A 20,162-nucleotide genomic window follows, 5' to 3' on the forward strand; every position below is an offset into this window, starting at 1 on the left:
TCTTCGGGGTTTATGCGAAGGGGCCCGGAACCGTGTACCGGTTCCGGGCCCCTTCGCGTACGGGTCAGGCCTGCGGCAGGTTCGCCAGCTGGGCCTCGATGCGGGCGATGTCCTGGTCCGCCTTGGCGAGGCGGGTACGGATCTTGTCGACCACGTTGTCCGGGGCCTTGGCGAGGAAGGCCTCGTTGCCGAGCTTCCCGTTCGCCTGGGCCTTCTCCTTCTCGGCGGCGGCGAGGTCCTTCGCGAGGCGCTTGCGCTCCGCGGCCACGTCGATCGTGCCCGACAGGTCGAGCGCGACCGTGGCGCCGGCGACCGGCAGGGAGGCGGTGGCGGAGAAGCCCTCGCCCTCCGGCTGGAGGCGCAGCAGCTGGCGGATGGCCGCCTCGTGCGGGGCGAGCGCGGTGCCGGTCACGTCGAGGCGGGCGGGGACCTTCTGGCCGGGCTGGAGGCCCTGGTCCGAGCGGAACCGGCGGACCTCGGTGACGACCTGCTGGACGAGCTCGATCTCCCGCTCGGCGGCCTCGTCGCGGAAGCCGCTGTCCTTGGGCCAGTCGGCGATGACGAGGGACTCGCCGCCGGTGAGCGTGGTCCAGAGCGTCTCGGTGACGAACGGGACGATCGGGTGCAGCAGGCGCAGCATGACGTCCAGGACCTCGCCGAGGACCCGGCCGGAGACCTTGGCCTGCTCGCCGCCCGCGAAGAACGTGGTCTTCGACAGTTCGACGTACCAGTCGAAGACCTCGTCCCACGCGAAGTGGTAGAGGGCGTCGGCGAGCTTCGCGAACTGGTAGTCGTCGTAGAACGCGTCGACCTCGGCGACCGTCTTGTTGAGACGGGAGAGGATCCACCGGTCCGTGGCGGACATCTGCGACGCGTCGGGCAGCGGGCCCTCGACCGTCGCGCCGTTCATCAGCGCGAAGCGGGTCGCGTTCCAGATCTTGTTGGCGAAGTTGCGGGACGCCTTGACCCAGTCCTCGCCGATGGGGACGTCGACGCCCGGGTTGGCGCCGTTGGCCAGGGTGAAGCGGACGGCGTCGGAGCCGTACTCGTCCATCCAGTCCAGCGGGTTGACCACGTTGCCGAAGGACTTCGACATCTTCTTGCCGTTCTGGTCACGGACCATGCCGTGCAGGGCGATGGTGTGGAACGGCGGGGTGCCGTCCATCGCGTACAGACCGAACATCATCATCCGGGCGACCCAGAAGAAGAGGATGTCGTAGCCGGTGACCAGGACGGAGTTCGGGTAGAACTTCTCGAGGCTCTCGGTCCGCTCGGGCCAGCCGAGCGTGGAGAACGGCCACAGGCCGGAGGAGAACCAGGTGTCCAGGACGTCCGTGTCCTGGTGCCAGCCCTCGCCCGCCGGCGGCTGCTCGTCCGGTCCGACGCAGACCACTTCGCCGTTCGGGCCGTACCAGACGGGGATGCGGTGGCCCCACCACAGCTGGCGCGAGATGCACCAGTCGTGCAGGTTGTCGACCCAGTCGAAGTACCGCTTCTCCATCTCCTGCGGGTGGATCTTGACCTTGCCGTCGCGGACCGCGTCACCGGCGGCCTGCGCGAGCGGGCCGACCTTGACCCACCACTGCATCGAAAGGCGCGGCTCGATGGTGGTCTTGCAGCGCGAGCAGTGGCCGACGGAGTGGACGTACGGCCGCTTCTCGGCGACGATCCGGCCCTCGGCGCGCAGCGCGGCGACGATGGCGGAGCGGGCCTCCAGGCGGTCCAGGCCCTGGAAGGGGCCGTGCACGGTGATGACCGCGCGCTCGTCCATGACGGCGAGGTTCGGCAGGTTGTGGCGCTGGCCGATCTCGAAGTCGTTGGGGTCGTGCGCCGGGGTCACCTTGACTGCGCCGGTGCCGAACTCGGGGTCGACGTGGGTGTCGGCGACGACCGGGATGGTGCGGTCGGTCAGCGGCAGCTTGATCTGCCTGCCGACCAGGTGCTTGTACCGCTCGTCGTCGGGGTGGACGGCGACGGCCGTGTCACCGAGCATCGTCTCGGCCCGGGTGGTGGCGACGACCAGGGACTCGTCGCCCTCGCCGTACCGGATGGAGACGAGCTCGCCGTCGTCGTCCTGGTACTCGACCTCGATGTCCGAGATCGCCGTCAGACAGCGCGGGCACCAGTTGATGATGCGCTCGGCGCGGTAGATCAGCTCGTCGTCGTAGAGCTTCTTGAAGATGGTCTGGACGGCCTGGGACAGGCCCTCGTCCATGGTGAAGCGCTCACGGGACCAGGCGACGCCGTCACCCAGGCGCTTCATCTGGCCGGAGATCTGGCCGCCGGACTCGGCCTTCCACTGCCAGACGCGCTCGACGAACGCCTCGCGGCCCAGGTCGTGGCGGGACTTGCCCTCCTTGGCGAGCTCGCGCTCGACGACGTTCTGGGTGGCGATGCCGGCGTGGTCCATGCCCGGCTGCCACAGCGTCTCGAAGCCCTGCATGCGCTTGCGGCGGGTGAGGGCGTCGATGAGCGTGTGCTCGAAGGCGTGGCCCAGGTGGAGCGAGCCGGTGACGTTCGGCGGCGGGATGACGATGGTGTACGGCGGCTTCTCGCTCTTCGCGTCCGCCTCGAAGTACCCGCGCTCTACCCAGCGCTCGTACAGCGGCCCCTCTACCTCGGCCGGCGCGTACTGGGTCGGCAGTTCGGTGGTGGGCGCTGTCTGCTGCTGAGTGTTCTCGGTCACCGGGCCAGTTTAGGGGTGTTGCGGCCCTGTCCTGAAACGCTTTGGTTCGGTAACGGTGTGGCCCCCGCCGCACGGACCGCTCGACGGTTCCGCCAGGATGTTCGGTAGCCATAAGCATTCTGTGAGGGGAACCTGTCGATGAGCTACAACCAGCCCGGCCCGTACGGCGGTCAACCGCCCCAGCAGCCCGGCCCCTACGGCCAGCCGGGCCCGTACGGCCAGCAGCCGCAGCAGCCGGGCCCGTACGGTCAGCCGCCGCAGGCTCCGCAGCCGGGTTACGGATACCCCCAGCAGGCCCCGCAGGGCGTCCCGCCGCAGCAGCAGCCCCCTTACGGCTACCCCCAGCAGCCCCAGCAGCCCGGGTACGGCCAGCAGCCGCCGTACGGCGCCCCCCAGGGCCCCGGCGGCTACGTACCGCACCCGCCGGCCCCGAAGAAGTCCAAGGCGGGCATCATCATCGGCGCGGTCGCGGTGGTCGCGGCGCTCGGTGTGGGCGCGTACTTCCTGCTCGGCGGTGGCGGCTCCTCGGTCGCGAACGACGGCCCGCACAAGCTGATCACGCCGGAGACGGTGCTCGGCGAGTACAAGAAGAAGCCCGGTGAGAACAAGGACAAGGACTCCCTCAAGGAGGCCGAGCAGAACGGCGTCAAGAACGCCAAGAACGTCGGCGCCACCTACGAGGTGAAGAACGCCGCCAACCCGCTCGCCGGAAAGCTGATCTCCTTCAGCGGCCTCTACGGCGAGATCGAGGACCCCGAGAAGGTCGTCGACAACGTCTTCGCGAGCATCAAGGCCAACGCGGAGAAGGACAAGGCCGCGGCGAAGGAGGGTGAGCCGGAACTCGTCGGCAGCCCCCAGGAGTTCACGCCGGCGGAGCTCGACGGCGCGGTCCTCAAGTGCCAGCAGGCCAAGTCCGAGGCCAACCCCTCCGCAGCCACCCCGGCATTCTCCATGACGGTCTGCGTGTGGGCGGACCACAGCACGGTCGGCTTCGTGACCCCGGTCGACATGGCCGCCATGGTCGCGGGCAAGGCGGGCTCCATGGAGGACGCCGCCGGCATCGCCGCCAAGCTCCGCAAGGAAGTCCGCGTCAAGCTCTGACGCGGCACACGCGGCGCACGCGGCGCACGTGGAAGGGGCGCCCCACCGGTCCGGTGGGGCGCCCCTTCGTTGTCCGTACGGCTCAGGCGGACTTCTCGTGCCTGCCGTCGTTCTTCACGATCCGCGGGACCAGCGTCGGGTTGACGTTGTTGCGGACGACGTCCGCCGTGATGACGACCCGGGCCACGTCCTTGCGGGACGGGACCTCGTACATCACCGACTGGAGGACCTCCTCCATGATGGCGCGCAGGCCGCGCGCGCCGGTGCCGCGCAGGATCGCCTGGTCGGCGATGGCCTCCAGGGCCGGGCGGTCGAAGTCCAGCTCCACGCCGTCGAGTTCGAAGAGGCGCTGGTACTGCTTCACCAGGGCGTTCCGCGGCTCGACCAGGATCTGGAGGAGCGCCTCGCGGTCCAGGTTGTGGACCGAGGTGAGGACCGGGAGACGGCCGATGAACTCCGGGATCATCCCGAACTTCACCAGGTCCTCCGGCATGACCTCCTGGAACTGGTCGCTCGCCTCGATCTCGCGCTTGGAGCGGATGGTCGCCCCGAAGCCGATGCCCTTGGCGCCCGCCCGCGACTCGATGATCTTCTCCAGGCCGGCGAAGGCGCCGCCCACGATGAAGAGCACGTTCGTCGTGTCGATCTGGATGAACTCCTGGTGCGGGTGCTTCCGGCCGCCCTGGGGCGGAACCGAGGCCGTCGTGCCCTCCAGGATCTTCAGGAGGGCCTGCTGGACGCCCTCACCACTCACATCACGCGTGATCGACGGGTTCTCGCTCTTGCGGGCGACCTTGTCGATCTCGTCGATGTAGATGATCCCGGTCTCGGCCTTCTTGACGTCGTAGTCGGCCGCCTGGATCAGCTTGAGCAGGATGTTCTCGACGTCCTCGCCGACATAGCCGGCCTCCGTCAGCGCCGTCGCGTCGGCGATGGCGAACGGGACGTTCAGCATCCGGGCCAGGGTCTGCGCGAGCAGCGTCTTCCCGGAGCCCGTGGGGCCGAGCAGCAGAATGTTGGACTTCGCCAGCTCGATGGCGTCGTCACGGCCCTGCGCGCCGCCGTTCTCGCCGGCCTGGACGCGCTTGTAGTGGTTGTACACCGCGACCGAGAGGGCCTTCTTCGCGGGCTCCTGCCCCACGACGTATCCCTCGAGGAACTCGTAGATCTCGCGGGGCTTGGGAAGTTCCTCCCAGCGCACCTCGCTCGTCTCCGCGAGTTCTTCCTCGATGATCTCGTTGCAGAGGTCGATGCACTCGTCGCAGATGTACACACCGGGTCCCGCGATGAGCTTCTTCACCTGCTTCTGGCTCTTTCCGCAGAACGAGCACTTGAGCAGATCGCCGCCATCACCGATGCGTGCCACGAGGTGCTTCCCCTTCGCCTGGGAGTGCTTGGTTCAGCGACTCCTGGTGCCTCATATTCGACGGTACCTTGCCGGGCCCCCCGTTCGGGCCCCCCTTGGCACGGTTCACATGGTCGCGATTCGGCCACGCGGACCGTGCCTGGGGAAAGGTCGGCGTCAGTGTGCCGCGGCGGACGTGGTCTTACGGGTCGAGACGATCTGGTCGATCAGGCCGTACGCCAGGGCGTCCTCGGCCGTCAGGATCTTGTCGCGCTCGATGTCGTCGCGGATCTTCTCGATCGGCGTCGAGGAGTGCTTGGCCAGCATCTCCTCGAGCTGGCTGCGCATGCGCAGGATCTCGTTGGCCGCGATCTCCAGGTCGGAGAGCTGCTCACGGCCGGTGCCGCCGGACGGCTGGTGGATCAGCACGCGGGCGTTCGGCAGGGCCATCCGCTTGCCGGGGGTGCCGGCGGCGAGCAGCACGGCCGCGGCGGAGGCCGCCTGGCCCATGCAGACCGTCTGGATGTCCGGCTTCACGAACTGCATCGTGTCGTAGATCGCGGTCAGCGCGGTGAAGGAGCCACCGGGGCTGTTGATGTAGATCGAGATGTCACGGTCGGGGTCCATCGACTCCAGGCACAGCAGCTGCGCCATGACGTCGTTGGCGGAGGCGTCGTCGATCTGCACGCCGAGGAAGATCACGCGCTCCTCGAAGAGCTTCGCGTACGGGTCGTACTCGCGCACGCCCTGCGAGGTGCGCTCGACGAAGCGCGGCACGACGTAGCGGTTGTCCATCGGCGCGCCGGTGTAGAGGCCGCTCGGGGAGAGGTTGTTCTGCATCTGGGTGTTCACCGTCCTGGTGGCGTTCGGCGGGGGGCTGGGGCTCTTCGGGGGGCTGCCGGCGCTCAGGCGCCCGTGCCGCCGCCGCCCGGAACACCCGCGGCGTGCGTGATGATGTCGTCGATGAGGCCGTAGTCCTTGGCCTCCTCCGCGGTGAACCAGCGGTCGCGGTCGCCGTCGCGGATGATCGTCTCCATGGTCTGGCCGGAGTGGTGCGCGGTGATCTCGGCCATGCGCTTCTTCGTACGGAGAAGGTACTCGGCCTGGATCTTGATGTCGGAGGCCGTGCCACCGATGCCGGCGGAGCCCTGGTGCATCAGGATGTCGGTGTTCGGCAGCGCGAAGCGCTTGCCGGGGGTGCCGGCGGTGAGCAGGAACTGGCCCATCGAGGCCGCCATGCCCATACCGATGGTGACGACGTCGTTCGGGATGAACTGCATCGTGTCGTAGACGGCCATACCGGCCGTCACGGAGCCGCCGGGGCTGTTGATGTACAGGAAGATGTCCTTCTCCGGCTCGGCGGCCAGGAGGAGCATCTGGGCGGTGATCTTGTTGGCGATGTCGTCGTCGACCTGCTGACCGAGGAAGATGATGCGCTCGCCGAGCAGCCGGTTGTAGACATGGTCGCCGAGGCCGCCACCGATGGACGGCTCACCCGCGGCGTAAGGCTTCAGATTCGTCACGTATCCACCTGCTCGTCTCCGACGGCCGGGGGCCGTCTCAGCGTCTCGTTCAGAGGGCACTGCCCTCGTATTCATGGACCCTAACGCGCAGGTAGGACAACGCCATCCCGGTTCCCGAACTGTTCGCTGGGAGCGCAAGGTAGTTGGGGCGTACGAGCGGGTCCGCGTACGTCCACGGGCCCGTACGCACAGGGGTGCGTACGGGCCCGTGGAACGGGGTCCGCGTGAGGCGGGGGCCCTTACTTGTCCTCGGAGACCTCGGTCTCGCCGGTGACGGCCTCGACGGCGTCGGCGGCGGCCTCGACCTCGTCCTCGTCGTCGGAGAGGTCGACGACCTCACCGTTGGTGTCGACGACCTTGGCGGCCTCGACGACGACCGCGAGGGCCTTGCCGCGGGCGACCTCGCCGACGAGCATCGGAACCTGGCCACCCTCGGCCACGGCCTGGGCGAACTGGTCGGGGCTCATGCCGGAGGAGGCGGCACGGCGGAACAGGTGCTCGGTGAGCTCCTCGCGGGAGACGTCGAGCTTCTCCTTGTTGACGAGCTCATCGAGGATGAACTGCGTCTTGATGCCCTTCTCGGCCTGCTCCTTGGTCTCGGCCAGGAACTCTTCCTCGGTCTTGCCCTGGATCTCCAGGTACTTCGCGAGGTCGAGGCCCATCTGACCGAGCTGGTGGTGCTCCAGGTTGTGCTTGCGGGTGTTGATCTCGTCCTCGAGAAGCTTCTCGGGCATCGGGACCTCGACCAGCTTGAGGAGCTCGTCGAGGACGCGCTCCTGGGCCTGGGTGGCCTGGTCGAACTGCTTCATGTTCTCGAGGCGCTTGCGGCTGTCGGCCTTGAGCTCGTCGAGGGTGTCGAACTCCGACGCCATCTGCGCGAACTCGTCGTCGAGCTCGGGGAGCTCACGGGCGGCGACGGTGGTGACCTTGACGGTGACCTCCGCGTCCTTGCCCTCGGCGGAGCCGCCCTTCAGCTGCGAGGTGAAGGTGGCCTCGCCACCGGCCTCCAGGCCCTTGACGGCCTCGTCGATGCCGTCGAGCAGCTCGCCGGAACCGATGGTGTACGAGACACCGTCGGCGACACCGTCGGGCAGGACCTCGCCGTCGACCTTGGCCTCCAGGTCGATGGTGACGACGTCGCCGTCCTGGGCGGCCCGCTCGACCGGGGAGGTCGAGGCGAAGCGCTCACGGAGCTGCTCCACGGACTTCTCGACGTCCTCGTCGGTGACCTCGACCGCGTCGACGGTGACCTCGATGCCGGAGTAGTCCGGGATCTCGATCGTCGGGCGGATGTCGACCTCGGCGGTGAAGGCCAGCAGCTCGCCGTCCTTCAGCTCCGTGATGTCGACCTCGGGCTGGCCGAGCGGGTTGACGGAGGCCTCGTTGACGGCCTCGGTGTAGAACTTCGGGAGCGCGTCGTTGACGGCCTCTTCCAGCACGGCGCCGCGGCCGAACCGCTGGTCGATCACGCGAGCAGGGATCTTGCCCTTACGGAAGCCCTTGACCGTGACCTGCTGGTTGATCTTCTTGTACGCCGCGTCGAGGCTGTCCTTGAGCTCCTCGAAGGGCACCTCGACAGTGAGCCGAACCCGAGTCGGGTTCAGGGTCTCCACGGCGCTCTTCACGGTTCGGTCTCCTTGTGGCTGATTCCTGGAATCCACCGGGACCACGTGAAGCGGTTCCGGCAGGTCGGCCCGGTCAGAAAGACACACGGGCACGCAGCTTGCATAGTAACCGCAAGCGGGATGACGCCCACAACGTGATCAAGGGTGCGCAAGGTGAGCGCGTGATCGTCATGGTCGGGGTGGCGGGATTTGAACCCACGGCCTTCCGCTCCCAAAGCGGACGCGCTACCAAGCTGCGCCACACCCCGTCGGTGCGACACGTAGGGTACATGGACGGGGACTGTGCGGCGCCCCCTGTTTTTACGGGTGTGCGCGAACGGCCCCGGAACCGCTACCATGCTCTTCGTGCCGCGGTCCTTCTGACCTGCGGCGCGATGCTGTGCGGGTGTAGCTCAATGGTAGAGCACTAGTCTTCCAAACTAGCTACGCGGGTTCGATTCCCGTCACCCGCTCTTATGAGGAAAACCCCAGGTCACCCTGGGGTTTTCTTCGTTTCCGGGGGCGTCAGGGGCATGCCCCTGACGCCCCCGTCCCAGTTCTCGAAACCACTCGCGCGCGCGTCGGGCCCCCGCCGGTGTCGGCGGGGGCCCGGCGGCGTCGCTCAGAACTTGATGGAGGCCACCGTCTGCGTTATCGAGTCCAGGAAGCGCTGGATGTCGTCGGCCATGCCGGTGGAGGCGAGGAAGAAGCCGAAGAGCACCGCGACCACCGCCGGGCCGCCCTTGAGGTTTCCCCCGCGGATCAGCACCACCAGGATGATTGCCAACAGCAACACCACAGACAGTGAAATGGCCACAACTGATCACACCCTCGGTCGGTCCCGCCTTGCCCACCAGGGAGTCCGAGTCCCGGAACACCCCCCGCTGCCTCCATCGTGCCACCAACCCCCCTGCCCCCGCTGCACGGTGACGAATCGTCTCGTCTGCGGCTGGCGGAAAATGCGAGACGTCTGGTAGCGACGCTCCCTATGCGGGGCGCGAGATGAGCAGCAGGGCGCGGTCGTCGTTGACGTCCTTGGCCACGGCTTCGATCAGGTGCCAGGCGACGCCCTCGAATCCCTCGGTGACGCAGCGGTCGGCCTCGCCGGTGAGGCGGTCGATGCCCTCGGCGATGTCCCGGTCCGAGGCCTCGACCAGGCCGTCGGTGAAGAGCATGAGCACGTCGCCCGGGCGCAGGGAGCCCTTCACCGGGTGGAACTCGGCGCCGTCGTAGACGCCGAGGAGGGGTCCTTCGGCGGCCTTCTCCTCCCAGCGGCCGCCGCCCGCGTGGAGCTGGAGGGCGGGCAGGTGGCCGGCGGAGAAGAGTTCGTAGTCGCCGGATTCCAGGTCGAGGACGAGGTGGATGGATGTGGCGAAGCCCTCGTCCCAGTTCTGGCGGAGCAGGTAGCCGTTGGCCGCGGGGAGGAAGCCGTGCGGCGGGAGCGAGCCGAGGAGGCCGCCGAAGGCGCCGGAGAGCAGCAGGGAGCGGGAGGCGGCGTCCATGCCCTTGCCGGAGACGTCGGTGAGGACGACCTCCAGGGTGCGGCCGCCGTGGGTGCGCGCGGCCACGACGAAGTCGCCGGAGAAGGACTGGCCGCCGGCCGGGCGGAGCGCCATCTCGCGGTGCCAGCCCTGCGGGAGCCGGGGCAGGGCGCTCTGGACGCGGATGCGTTCGCGCAGGTCGAAGAGCATGGTGCCGCCGCGCCGCCAGGGCACTCCGACCCGGGCCCTGAACTGGGCGATGAGCAGACCGAAGAGGCCGCAGGCGGCGACGACGAGGACGGTGCCGGGGGTGACCCTGGCCGGGCCCTGGGTGTACGGGCCGAGGACGACGGATTCGACGATGAGGGCGCCGGCGGCCGTCGCGTACAGACCGAGGAGGCTGGCGGGGCGCAGCAGTAGTCCGCCGGCCACGATGGGCAGCACGAGCGCGGCGGGCGAGCACCAGACGGGGTCGAGGAGGGTGCCGACGGCGATGGCCGGAATCATCAGGAGGAGTCCGGCGAAGGCGAGCCAGTCGGAGCCGTCGCCGCGGAAGTAGTCGACGCCGGACTTGCGCAGCGCGATGCGGGCCCGGCGGGCGCGTCTGCGCGTCCGGGCCGCGTACGTGTTCACTCCGGCGCGGTGTCCCATTGGCCTGGACCCTATCCATCCCGTCCGACATCGCGCAGGGGTACCCCGGTGACAATGCGCTCGAAATCGGGTCGCCCTGGACGCGCGCCGCTGATATCGATGGCATATGACGACTGAACTGCGGGTTCTCGACCCGAGCGACTGGGACCGCTGGTACGGGGTTCTCGAACTCGCCTTCGGGGGTGTGCCGGAGTCGCCGGAGGAGCGGCGGCTGTGGCGTGATCTGACCGAGTTCGACCGGTTCCTGGGGGCCTGGGACGGTGACCTGTGCGTGGGGACGGCGGGAGCGTTCACGTTCCGGCTGACGGTGCCGGGCGGGGCGTCGGTCCCGGCGGCCGGCGTGACGATGGTGAGCGTGGCGGGCACGCACCGGCGGCGCGGGATCCTGACCTCGATGATGCGGCGGCAGCTGGACGACCTGCGGGCCGCGGGTGAGTTCCTCTCCGTGCTGACGGCCTCGGAGCCGGAGATCTACGGGCGGTTCGGGTACGGCGTCGGCGCGTACGGGGCGCGGGCGACGATCGACACGACGCGGGTGCGGCTGTCGGTGCCGGAGGGCACGGACGGGGTGGCGCTGCGGCAGGCCGACCTGACGGAGTCCGCCGCCGCCTGCGAGGCGGTGTACGCGCGGCTCGTTCCGAGGCGGCCGGGGATGCCGGCCCGGCAGCCGCACTGGGAGCGGTTGCCGCTGATCGATCCTCCGGGCGACCGGGACGGGGCCTCGGCCCGGTTGTGCGTGCTGGCGGAGCGGGACGGGGAGGTCGTGGGGTTCACGCACTACGCGATCAAGCCGGACTGGTCGCCCGCGGGGGCCCAGGGGGCGGTGCAGGTCCATCAGTTGATGGGGCTCGATCCGGCGGCGGAGGCGGCCCTGTGGCGCTTCCTCTGCTCGGTGGACCTGGTCTCGGAGGTGCAGATCCGGAGCCGGCCGGTCGACGACGGCTGGCAGCACCTGGTGAGCGACGTACGGCGGTGTGCCCCCACCCTGCGGGACTCGCTGCACGTACGGCTGGTGGAGGTGGGTGCGGCCCTCGAGGCGCGGACGTACCAGGCGCCGGTGGACGTGGTGTTCGAGGTCGAGGACGCGTTCTGCCCGTGGAACGCGGGGCGGTGGCGGCTCACCGGGGACCAGAAGGGCGCGAGCTGTGTCCGTACGGAGGACGCGCCGGACCTGGCGCTGTCCGTAAGGGAGTTGGGGGCGGCGTACCTCGGCGGGAACTCGCTGGTGTCGCTGGCCGGGGCCGGACGGGTGCGGGAGTTGCGGGAGGGGGCGCTGGTCGAGGCGTCGGTGGCGCTCGGATCGCCGGTCGCTCCGTGGTTGCCGCACGGGTTCTAGCGGGAGCGGGTTCCAGCGGGGCAGCGTTGTGGCGGTCTAGCGTTCCTGGCAGCGCGGGCACCAGAAGAGGTTGCGGTTCGCCAGGTCCGCCGTGCGGATCTCCGTGGCGCAGATGTGGCACGGCTGGTGCGCGCGGCGGTAGACGTACACCTCGCCACCGTGGTCGTCGACGCGGGGCGGGCGGCCCATCGCCTCGGGGGTGTGCTCGGGGCGGACGGTGTCGATGCGGTTGAGTCGGACGCCCTCGCGCATCAGCATCGCCAGGTCGGTCCAGATCGTGTCCCACTCCCGCGCCGTGAGGTCCCTGCCGGCGCGGTACGGGTCGATGCCGTGCCGGAAGAGGACCTCGGCGCGGTAGACGTTGCCGACGCCGGCGATGATCTTCTGGTCCATGAGCAGGGCGGCGACGGTGGTGCGGGACTTCGAGATCCGGTGCCAGGCCCTCGCGGGGTCGTCGTCCTCGCGGAGCGGGTCGGGGCCGAGGCGGTCGTGTATCGCCCGCTTCTCGGCGTCCGTGATCAGGGCGCACGTGGTGGGGCCGCGCAGGTCGACGTGGCCGTCCTCGTGGGCGATGCGCAGCCGGACGGTGTCGGTGGGGGGCGCGGCGGGCGACGTCCCGAAGTTCACCTTGCCGAAGAGGCCCAGGTGGATGTGGACCCAGCCCATGCCGGCGAAGCCGAGGAAGAGGTGCTTGCCGTGGGCCTCGGTGGTCTCGAGGACGGTGCCGTCGAGCAGTGCCGCCGAGTCCGCGAACTTCCCCTGCGGGCTGGTCACCTGCACGGACCGGCCGCCGAACCGATCCCGGTGGTCGGCGGCCAGTCGGTGGATCGTGTGCCCTTCGGGCATCAGGCGGTCGGCTCCTGCGGGTGGTGGGCCGGGATCGGGGGGAGCTCGCCGGTGGTCTCGTACGCGCTGAGCATGTCGATGCGCCGGGTGTGACGCTCGTCACCGGAGTACGGGGTGTTCAGGAAGATCTCGACGAACTTGGTCGCCTCTTCCCGGGTGTGCATCCGGCCGCCGACGGAGATCACGTTGGCGTTGTTGTGCTCGCGGCCGAGGGCGGCGGTCTGCTCGCTCCAGGCGAGGGCGGCGCGCACCCCCTTCACCTTGTTCGCGGCGATCTGCTCGCCGTTGCCGGAGCCGCCGATGACGATGCCCAGGGCGTCCGGGTCCGCGGCCGTCTTCTCCGCGGCGCGCAGGCAGAACGGCGGGTAGTCGTCGAGGGCGTCGTAGATGTGGGGACCGCAGTCGACCGGCTCGTGGCCGTGTGCGGTGAGCCACTCGACGAGGTGGTTCTTGAGTTCGTATCCGGCGTGGTCGGAACCGATGTAGACGCGCATGGTGCCGAGTGTGGCATGTCAGGGGCCGGGTAGCAGGCAGCGGGGTCGGGACGTTCACCCGGTCTGGTACGGACCTTCGACTCTCGCGCGGTCGCCCGTACGGCGTTCCGGAATGCGGGCTTCCGATCACCCCTGTCCACAGTGTTCAATGCTCAGGCTCGCGACCCGAGCGCCCCCACAGACACGAGGAAGCGTCCATGAACACGCAACCGACCCTGACGAAGGACGGCGAGGAGACCGGTACCCCCGGGACGTCGCACTCCTCCGACGGCCTCAAGGCCGGGCTCAAGAACCGCCACCTGTCGATGATCGCCATCGGCGGTGTCATCGGCGCCGGCCTCTTCGTCGGCTCCGGCTCCGGCATCGCCGCGGCCGGCCCCGCGATCCTGCTCTCGTACGCACTCGTCGGCACCATGGTCGTCTTCGTGATGCGGATGCTGGGCGAGATGGCCGCCGCCCGGCCCTCCTCCGGCTCCTTCTCCGCCTACGCCGACCAGGCCCTCGGCCGCTGGGCCGGTTTCAGTATCGGCTGGCTCTACTGGTTCTTCTGGGTCGTCGTCCTCGCCGTAGAGGCGACCGCCGGCGCGGTCATCCTGGAGAGCTGGGTACCGGCCGTCCCGCAGTGGGCCTGGGCCCTCATCGTGATGGTGGTACTCACCGCGACCAACCTCGGCTCCGTCGCCTCGTACGGCGAGTTCGAGTTCTGGTTCGCCGGCATCAAGGTCGTCGCCATCGCCGCCTTCGTCGGCATCGGACTGCTCGCGGTCTTCGGCGTGCTGCCCGGCTCGGACAACCCGGGCGCCGGATTCGCCCACCTCACCGACTCCGGGGGCTTCTTCCCGATGGGTGCGGGCGCGATCCTCACCGGTGTGCTGATGGTCGTCTTCTCCTTCATGGGCAGCGAGATCGTCACCCTCGCCGCCGGCGAGTCCGAGGACCCGCAGAAGGCGGTCACCAAGGCCACCAACAGCGTGATCTGGCGCATCGGCGTCTTCTACCTGGGCTCGATCTTCGTCGTCCTCACCCTGCTGCCGTGGAACGACAAGTCGATCGTCGACAAGGGCTCGTACGTCGCCGCCCTCGACTCCATCGGCATCGCGCACGCCGGCCAGGTCATGAACGTGATCGTCTTGACGGCCGTCCTGTCCTGCCTGAACTCGGGCCTCTACACCGCCTCCCGCATGGCCTTCTCGCTCGGCCGGCGCGGTGACGCGCCGAAGGCCTTCGCCAAGGTCAACAAGCGGGGCGTGCCGACGGCGGCGATCCTCGGCTCGGTCGTCTTCGGCTTCGTCGCGGTCTTCTTCAACTACAAGTGGCCGGACACCGTCTTCGCCTTCCTGCTGAACTCCTCCGGCGCCGTGGCGCTCTTCGTCTGGCTGGTCATCTGCGTGACCCAGCTGAAGATGCGCGGCATCATCCTGCGCGAGACGCCGGAGAAGCTGGTCGTGAAGATGTGGCTCTTCCCGTACCTGACCTGGGCGACGATCTTCATGATCGTCTTCGTCCTCGGCTACATGCTGTACGACGGCGGCAGCGCCCGTGAGCAGGTCGTGCTCTCGCTCCTGGTGGCCGCGCTCGTGATCGCCATCGCGCTGGTCAAGGAGCGCGTGGCGAAGTCGGCCCGCCGCCGGGACCTCGTGTAGCTCCTCGTACGGCTCCCCTTACGGCTGCTCGTACGACCGCTCGTACGCGAAAGGGCCCTGTCGCTCCTCCGGGAGCGGCAGGGCCCTTTTCCGTGCCGAGGGGCTCAGGCCTTGCGGTCGAGGAGCTTCCAGGCGGCCGGGAGGGCGCCCATGGCGAGGGCGGCCTTGAGGGCGTCGCCGATGAGGAAGGGGGTGAGACCGGCGGCGACGGCCTGGCCGAGGGTCATGCCGGTGGCGAGGGCCAGGTACGGCACGCCGACGGCGTAGATGACCGCCGAGCCGAGGACCATCGCGCCGGCCGTGCGGAGCACGGAGCGGTCGGCGCCGCGGCGGGCGAGGGCGCCGACGACGGTCGAGGCGAGGAGCATGCCGAGGATGTAGCCGAAGGACGGCATGCCGTAGCCGGAGGTGGCCTGAGCGAACCACGGCACGCCCGCCATGCCGGCCACCGCGTACAGGGCCAGGGCGAGGAAGCCGCGGCGGGCGCCGAGCGCGGTGCCGACGAGCAGGGCGGCGAAGGTCTGGCCCGAGACCGGGACCGGGGAGCCGGGGACCGGGACGGAGAGCTGTGCGGCGAGGCCGGTGAGGGCGGCGCCTCCGACGACGAGGGCGATGTCGCGGGTGCGGCTCGCCGGGAGCAGGTCGGCGAGGACGGTGCCCGCACGGAGGGTACGGACAGGGGCGGCGGCGGTGCTCATCGGTACTCCGCGAGGGTGAGGGTGAGGGGGACGGATTGACGGTATGCCAGGAGTGAACGCTCGATCACCGTCAGCCGCCGACAAAGCGGGAGCCAGCCGCTTCATCGGGTTCCGACAAAGGACGGATTCCATGCCGGATTCCCTGCTTCCCACCACGTGACCCTTGTCACTGGCGCTCTCCGCGAGACGTCCCTTTTGCGTCGGAGGGACGTCACCAGAGAGACTGTGGGGTCTCCATAAAGTGTCAACTCCCCGAGAGCGCGAGCCCCCACCATGCGCGACGCCCCGCCGTCCCCCCGGGCCACCGGCCCCCTCACCGAACCGGAGCCCCTCTCCCACGGCCTGAAGCAGCGTCACCTGACGATGCTGGGGCTGGGCGGTGTGATCGGCGCCGGGCTCTTCGTCGGCTCGGGCGCGGGCATCGCCGTCGCCGGGCCCGGCATCGTCGTCTCGTACCTGCTCGCCGGCGCGCTCGCGATGCTCGTCATGCGGATGCTGGGCGAGATGTCGGCGGCGATGCCGGCCTCGGGGGCCTTCTCGGTGCACGCCGAGCGGGCCCTCGGCCGGTGGGCGGGCTTCTCGGTGGGCTGGCTGTACTGGTTCCTGCTCGTGGTGGTGCTCGCCGTGGAGGCGACGGGCGCGGCGCGGATCGCGAACGGCTGGGTGCCGGAGGTCCCGCAGTGGGGCTGGGTACTGATCTTCATGATCGTGTTCACCCTCGCCAACCTGGCGGCGGTGAAGAACTTCGGTGAGTTCGAGTTCTGGTTCGCGGCGCTCAAGGTCGGCGCGATCGTGCTCTTCCTGATCCTCGGAACGCTCGCGATCGTCGGCTGGCTGCCCGACACGGACCCCGTGGGGCTCGCGAACCTGACCGGGCAGGGCGGTTTCCTGCCGAACGGCTGGGAGGGCGTCGTCTCCGGCGTCCTCGCCGTCGTCTTCGCCTTCGGCGGCCTGGAGGTCGTCACCATCGCGGCGGCCGAGTCGGACGACCCGGCGCGGAACGTGGCGCGGGCGGTGCGCAGCGCGGTGTGGCGGATCCTCCTCTTCTACGTGGGTTCGATGCTGGTCATCGTGACGCTGCTGCCGTGGACCTCGATGAAGCCGGGCGAGTCGCCGTACGTGGCGGTCCTGGACTCGATCGGGGTGCCGGCGGCGGGGCAGATCATGAACGTGGTGGTGTTCGTGGCGCTGCTCTCGGCGCTCAACGCGAACCTGTACGGCTCCTCGCGGATGGTGTTCTCGCTCGCGGAGCGCGGGGAGGCGCCGAAGGGGCTGCTCCGGGTGTCCGGCGGAGGGGTGCCGCGCCGGGCGGTGCTCGCCTCGGTGGCCTTCGGCTTCGTCTCCGTACTGCTCAATCTGAAGTGGCCGGATTCCGTCTTCCTCTACATGCTCAACGCCGTCGGGGCGGTGCTGCTCTTCGTCTGGGCGCTGATCGCGGTCTCGCAGCTGCGGCTGCGGCGCCGGATCGAGCGCGAGGCGCCGCAGACGCTGACGCTGCGCATGTGGGGGTTCCCGTGGCTGACCTGGGTGGCGCTCGCCGCGATGGGGGCGGTGCTCGTCCTGATGCTGTCCGACGACGCGGCGCGGCCGCAGGTGCTGTGGTCGGCGGGGGCGACCGGGGCGGTGCTCCTGGTGGCCTGGGTGCGGGAACTGCGTACGAACCGGAACTAATCCTTCACGATGTGTGAGGTCGGTGACCGTATAGCGGACTCCGGTTCCCTGTGAGCGGTGGGCCCGCCCAGACTGTGGGCTCTCCTCGTCTCAGCTAGTGAACAGGGCTCGCCCATGTCTCGGACCACCGCGCCCGCGCCGGCCGACCGGAAGGACGGCGCGACCGCACCTGCCGGGGGCCTCACGCACGGCCTGAAGCAGCGCCATCTGTCGATGATCGCCCTCGGCGGCGTCATCGGCGCCGGACTCTTCGTCGGTTCCGGCGCGGGTATCGCCGCCGCCGGGCCCTCGATCGTCATCGCGTACGCGATATCGGGCGTGCTCGTCATGCTCGTGATGCGGATGCTCGGCGAGATGTCCGCGGCGAACCCGGCGTCCGGCTCCTTCTCCGTCCACGCCGAGCGGGCCCTCGGCCCGTGGGCCGGTTTCACGGCCGGGTGGGCCTTCTGGTTCCTGCTCTGTGTCGCCGTCGGCCTGGAGGGCATCGGCGCGGCGAAGATCATGACCGGCTGGTTCCCCGGCAGCCCCGAGTGGGCCTGGGTGGCGCTCTTCATGCTGGTCTTCTGCGCCACCAACCTGGCGGCCGTGAAGAACTTCGGCGAGTTCGAGTTCTGGTTCGCCGCGCTGAAGGTCGGCGCGATCGTCCTCTTCCTCGGCATCGGCGTGCTCGCCATCGTCGGCGTCCTGCCCGGCACGGACTCCCCCGGCACCGCGAACCTCACCGGGGCGGGCGGCTTCTTCCCGCACGGCTCCGAGGGCCTGATCGTGGGTCTGCTCGCCTCCGTCTTCGCGTACGGCGGTCTGGAGACGGTCACCATCGCGGCGGCCGAGTCGGAGCACCCGGTGCAGGGTGTCGCCAAGGCCGTGCGGACGGCGATGTGGCGGATCGCGCTCTTCTACATCGGCTCGATGGCGGTCATCGTGACCCTCGTCCCGTGGGGCGACAAGGCGGTCGTCGAGAAGGGCCCGTACGTCGCCACCCTCGACCACCTGGGCATCCCGGCGGCCGGCCAGATCATGAACGTGGTCGTGCTCGTCGCCCTCCTGTCGGCGATGAACGCCAACATCTACGGCGCCTCCCGCATGGCCGGTTCACTGGTCTCGCGCGGCCAGGGCCCGAAGGCGCTCGGCCGCACCTTCGGCGGGGTCCCGCGTCCCGCGGTGCTCGTCTCCTCCGTCTTCGGCTTCGCCTGTGTGCTGCTCAGCTACTGGCGCCCTGAGGACATCTTCGTCTGGCTGCTCAACACGATCGGCGCGATCATCCTGGTCGTCTGGTTCTTCATCGCCGCCTCCCAGCTGGTGCTGCGCCGCCGCACCGAGCGCGAGGCGCCCGAGAAGCTGGTCGTGCGGATGTGGGCCTTCCCGGTTCTGACGTGGGTGGCGCTGGCCGGCATGGCGGCGATCTTCGTCCTGATGGCCCGCGAGGAGGGCACCCGGGTGCAGCTGTACTGGACGGGCGGCCTGACGCTGCTGCTGGCCGTCGCTGGCTACGTACGCCAGAGGACGGCGGACCGTACGTCCTGATTCCCGCCTTCTTCCCCGAAGCCCCCGGACCGTCACTCGGTTCGGGGGTTCTTCGTGTGCTGTCGATCTTCTTGCTGCTAGCCTGCACTTGCATAGAATGTGCAATAAGCAGTGGGAGGGCCCGGCATGGCGATCTACACACTTCCTGAACTTCCCTACGACTACGCGGCGCTGGCACCGGTGATCAGCCCGGAGATCATCGAGCTGCACCACGACAAGCACCACGCGGCCTACGTGAAGGGCGCCAACGACAGCCTGGAGCAGCTGGCGGAGGCCCGGGAGAAGGACGCGTGGGGCGCGGTCAACGGCCTGGAGAAGAACCTCGCGTTCCACCTCTCCGGCCACATCCTGCACAGCATCTACTGGCAGAACATGGACAGCCCGAAGGACGGTGGCGGCGGCGAGCCGCTGGCCGCCGACGGCGTCGGTGACCTCGCGGACGCGATCACCGAGTCCTTCGGCTCCTTCGCCGGGTTCAAGGCCCAGCTGACCAAGGCCGCCGCGACCACCCAGGGCTCCGGCTGGGGCGTCCTCGCGTACGAGCCGGTCAGCCGCCGGCTCATCGTCGAGCAGGTCTACGACCACCAGGGCAACGTCGGCCAGGGCTCCGTCCCGATCCTGGTCTTCGACGCCTGGGAGCACGCCTTCTACCTCCAGTACAAGAACCAGAAGGTGGACTTCATCGAGGCGATGTGGCAGGTCGTCAACTGGCAGGACGTGAGCAGGCGCTACACGGACGCCCAGGGACGCACCCCGCTCATCGGCGGCTGACAGACGCCCTGCTCGTGATCGTCTTCTCAGCCTTCACGGGGCAGGCGGAAGAAGGCGGAACCCCCGCGATGACGTGAATCGCGGGGGTTCCGCCGTGTGCGGGCCCGGACTACTCGAAGCTGGGCGCCGCCGTGCGGGTGCGCTTGATCTCGTAGAAGCCCGGCGTCGACGCCACGAGCAGCGTGCCGTCCCACAGCCGGGCCGCCGCCTCGCCGCGCGGGGTCGGGGTGACGACGGGACCGAAGAAGGCGACCTCGTCGCCGTCCGCGCCCGGAACCGCGATGACCGGGGTGCCGACGTCCTGGCCGACCTTGTCGATGCCCTCCTTGTGGGAGGCGCGCAGCTCCGTGTCGTACGTGTCCTTGCCGGCGTAGTCCGCCAGGTCCCCGGGCAGGCCGACGTCCGTCAGGGCTCCGACGATCGCCTCGCGGGTCGGGCCCTCGCCGTTGTTGTGGAAGCGGGTGCCGAGCGCGGTGTAGAGCTTGCCGACGACCTCGTCGCCGTGCAGCTGCTGGGCGGCTATGACGACCCGGACCGGGCCCCACGCCTTGGTCTCCAGCATCTCCCGGTACTCCTCCGGGAGCTCGTCGAGCCGGTTCTCGTTGAGCACGGCCAGGCTCATGACCTTCCAGCTCACGTCGACCGGCCGCACCTTCTCGACCTCAAGCATCCAGCGGGAGGTCATCCAGGCCCACGGGCACAGGGGGTCGAAGAAGAACTCGGCGGTGGTCCTGCTCTCGGACATGTCACTCCTCGGTACGACCGTGCTGAAGGGGATGGGCCGAAAC

General features: G+C 69.4%; 17 protein-coding genes and 2 tRNA genes. 7 read left to right on the forward strand and 12 right to left on the reverse strand.

The window, feature by feature from the left end; all coding sequences use genetic code 11:
• Positions 1-64: 64 nt before the first annotated feature.
• Positions 65-2,686, reverse strand: coding sequence for a valine--tRNA ligase (locus tag ACIA8N_RS04010; protein ID WP_365786080.1), 2,622 nt, complete (start codon positions 2,684-2,686; stop codon positions 65-67).
• Positions 2,687-2,824: 138 nt separating this feature from the next.
• Here ACIA8N_RS04010 and ACIA8N_RS04015 point away from each other — a divergent pair, with 138 nt between their 5' ends.
• Positions 2,825-3,787, forward strand: a complete 963-nt coding sequence (locus ACIA8N_RS04015) for a hypothetical protein (protein ID WP_365786082.1) — start codon at positions 2,825-2,827, stop codon at positions 3,785-3,787.
• Between the two features lie 82 nt (positions 3,788-3,869).
• Here the strand turns inward: ACIA8N_RS04015 and clpX are convergent, their stop codons facing one another.
• The 5 genes from clpX to ACIA8N_RS04040 all read right to left on the reverse strand — a co-directional run bounded on the left by clpX (position 3,870) and on the right by ACIA8N_RS04040 (position 8,528).
• Entirely contained in the window at positions 3,870-5,153 is a 1,284-nt protein-coding gene (clpX, locus tag ACIA8N_RS04020) for an ATP-dependent Clp protease ATP-binding subunit ClpX (RefSeq protein ID WP_015033605.1), read from the reverse strand.
• 156 nt (positions 5,154-5,309) lie between these two features.
• Positions 5,310-5,972 carry an ATP-dependent Clp protease proteolytic subunit gene (locus ACIA8N_RS04025; RefSeq protein ID WP_030222575.1) on the reverse strand — a complete coding sequence of 221 codons (663 nt, stop codon included), beginning with the start codon at positions 5,970-5,972 and terminating at the stop codon, positions 5,310-5,312.
• A gap of 65 nt (positions 5,973-6,037) precedes the next feature.
• On the reverse strand, positions 6,038-6,655 hold the full coding sequence (locus ACIA8N_RS04030; RefSeq protein ID WP_030222580.1) for an ATP-dependent Clp protease proteolytic subunit: 618 nt from the start codon (positions 6,653-6,655) through the stop codon (positions 6,038-6,040).
• A 239-nt stretch (positions 6,656-6,894) separates the two neighbouring features.
• Positions 6,895-8,280, reverse strand: coding sequence for a trigger factor (gene tig / locus ACIA8N_RS04035; protein WP_030222582.1), 1,386 nt, complete (start codon positions 8,278-8,280; stop codon positions 6,895-6,897).
• 171 nt (positions 8,281-8,451) lie between these two features.
• Positions 8,452-8,528: transfer RNA gene (locus ACIA8N_RS04040), tRNA-Pro, on the reverse strand.
• Positions 8,529-8,661: 133 nt separating this feature from the next.
• On the opposite strand from ACIA8N_RS04040, the gene ACIA8N_RS04045 reads away from it, so the two are divergent.
• Positions 8,662-8,732 (forward strand) — tRNA-Gly (locus ACIA8N_RS04045).
• A gap of 149 nt (positions 8,733-8,881) precedes the next feature.
• On the opposite strand, the gene ACIA8N_RS04050 is transcribed toward ACIA8N_RS04045, so the two are convergent.
• Positions 8,882-9,076, reverse strand: coding sequence for a hypothetical protein (locus ACIA8N_RS04050; RefSeq protein ID WP_015033610.1), 195 nt, complete (start codon positions 9,074-9,076; stop codon positions 8,882-8,884).
• Between the two features lie 169 nt (positions 9,077-9,245).
• Positions 9,246-10,391: a PP2C family protein-serine/threonine phosphatase gene (locus ACIA8N_RS04055; protein ID WP_359208825.1), complete on the reverse strand. Its 1,146-nt coding sequence runs from the start codon at positions 10,389-10,391 to the stop codon at positions 9,246-9,248.
• Positions 10,392-10,497: 106 nt separating this feature from the next.
• Here ACIA8N_RS04055 and ACIA8N_RS04060 point away from each other — a divergent pair, with 106 nt between their 5' ends.
• A complete protein-coding gene (locus tag ACIA8N_RS04060) occupies positions 10,498-11,727 on the forward strand; it encodes a GNAT family N-acetyltransferase (protein WP_365787557.1) in 1,230 nt (409 codons plus the stop codon).
• 36 nt (positions 11,728-11,763) lie between these two features.
• Here ACIA8N_RS04060 and ACIA8N_RS04065 read toward each other — a convergent pair whose 3' ends face one another.
• Complete coding sequence (locus tag ACIA8N_RS04065) at positions 11,764-12,573, reverse strand: DNA-formamidopyrimidine glycosylase family protein (protein WP_365787559.1); 810 nt, start codon at positions 12,571-12,573, stop codon at positions 11,764-11,766.
• Positions 12,573-13,067 carry a ribose-5-phosphate isomerase gene (locus ACIA8N_RS04070; RefSeq protein ID WP_365787561.1) on the reverse strand — a complete coding sequence of 165 codons (495 nt, stop codon included), beginning with the start codon at positions 13,065-13,067 and terminating at the stop codon, positions 12,573-12,575. Before ACIA8N_RS04070 ends, ACIA8N_RS04065 begins: the two co-directional genes overlap by 1 nt.
• A gap of 197 nt (positions 13,068-13,264) precedes the next feature.
• On the opposite strand from ACIA8N_RS04070, the gene ACIA8N_RS04075 reads away from it, so the two are divergent.
• Complete coding sequence (locus tag ACIA8N_RS04075) at positions 13,265-14,710, forward strand: amino acid permease (protein WP_365787563.1); 1,446 nt, start codon at positions 13,265-13,267, stop codon at positions 14,708-14,710.
• 104 nt (positions 14,711-14,814) lie between these two features.
• Here ACIA8N_RS04075 and ACIA8N_RS04080 read toward each other — a convergent pair whose 3' ends face one another.
• Positions 14,815-15,408, reverse strand: coding sequence for a biotin transporter BioY (locus ACIA8N_RS04080; protein WP_365787565.1), 594 nt, complete (start codon positions 15,406-15,408; stop codon positions 14,815-14,817).
• A gap of 273 nt (positions 15,409-15,681) precedes the next feature.
• Between ACIA8N_RS04080 and ACIA8N_RS04085 the strand changes: the two genes are divergently transcribed.
• The 3 genes from ACIA8N_RS04085 (at position 15,682) to ACIA8N_RS04095 (ending at position 19,374) form a co-directional block, all read left to right on the forward strand.
• Positions 15,682-17,079 (forward strand): amino acid permease, encoded by a 1,398-nt coding sequence (locus ACIA8N_RS04085; protein WP_365787567.1) that lies wholly within the window; start codon positions 15,682-15,684, stop codon positions 17,077-17,079.
• A gap of 114 nt (positions 17,080-17,193) precedes the next feature.
• Positions 17,194-18,603, forward strand: coding sequence for an amino acid permease (locus ACIA8N_RS04090; RefSeq protein WP_365787570.1), 1,410 nt, complete (start codon positions 17,194-17,196; stop codon positions 18,601-18,603).
• 126 nt (positions 18,604-18,729) lie between these two features.
• Positions 18,730-19,374: a superoxide dismutase gene (locus ACIA8N_RS04095; protein WP_365787572.1), complete on the forward strand. Its 645-nt coding sequence runs from the start codon at positions 18,730-18,732 to the stop codon at positions 19,372-19,374.
• Positions 19,375-19,483: 109 nt separating this feature from the next.
• Here the strand turns inward: ACIA8N_RS04095 and ACIA8N_RS04100 are convergent, their stop codons facing one another.
• A complete protein-coding gene (locus tag ACIA8N_RS04100; RefSeq protein ID WP_365787574.1) occupies positions 19,484-20,119 on the reverse strand; it encodes a DsbA family protein in 636 nt (211 codons plus the stop codon).
• Between the last annotated feature and the right edge of the window lie 43 nt (positions 20,120-20,162).

It is taken from the genome of Streptomyces sp. NPDC051822 (genome assembly GCF_044452745.1).
GTDB lineage: Bacteria > Actinomycetota > Actinomycetes > Streptomycetales > Streptomycetaceae > Streptomyces.

Bases quoted from the DNA above. Each gene is read 5' to 3' on its own strand.
- ACIA8N_RS04015 (WP_365786082.1), top strand. From the start codon at position 2,825: ATGAGCTACAACCAGCCCGGCCCGTACGGCGGTCAACCGCCCCAGCAG.
- ACIA8N_RS04025 (WP_030222575.1), bottom strand. From the start codon at position 5,972: ATGCAGAACAACCTCTCCCCGAGCGGCCTCTACACCGGCGCGCCGATG.
- ACIA8N_RS04055 (WP_359208825.1), bottom strand. From the start codon at position 10,391: ATGGGACACCGCGCCGGAGTGAACACGTACGCGGCCCGGACGCGCAGA.
- ACIA8N_RS04060 (WP_365787557.1), top strand. From the start codon at position 10,498: ATGACGACTGAACTGCGGGTTCTCGACCCGAGCGACTGGGACCGCTGG.
- ACIA8N_RS04065 (WP_365787559.1), bottom strand. From the start codon at position 12,573: ATGCCCGAAGGGCACACGATCCACCGACTGGCCGCCGACCACCGGGAT.
- ACIA8N_RS04070 (WP_365787561.1), bottom strand. From the start codon at position 13,067: ATGCGCGTCTACATCGGTTCCGACCACGCCGGATACGAACTCAAGAAC.
- ACIA8N_RS04075 (WP_365787563.1), top strand. From the start codon at position 13,265: ATGAACACGCAACCGACCCTGACGAAGGACGGCGAGGAGACCGGTACC.
- ACIA8N_RS04080 (WP_365787565.1), bottom strand. From the start codon at position 15,408: ATGAGCACCGCCGCCGCCCCTGTCCGTACCCTCCGTGCGGGCACCGTC.
- ACIA8N_RS04085 (WP_365787567.1), top strand. From the start codon at position 15,682: ATGCGCGACGCCCCGCCGTCCCCCCGGGCCACCGGCCCCCTCACCGAA.
- ACIA8N_RS04090 (WP_365787570.1), top strand. From the start codon at position 17,194: ATGTCTCGGACCACCGCGCCCGCGCCGGCCGACCGGAAGGACGGCGCG.
- ACIA8N_RS04095 (WP_365787572.1), top strand. From the start codon at position 18,730: ATGGCGATCTACACACTTCCTGAACTTCCCTACGACTACGCGGCGCTG.
- ACIA8N_RS04100 (WP_365787574.1), bottom strand. From the start codon at position 20,119: ATGTCCGAGAGCAGGACCACCGCCGAGTTCTTCTTCGACCCCCTGTGC.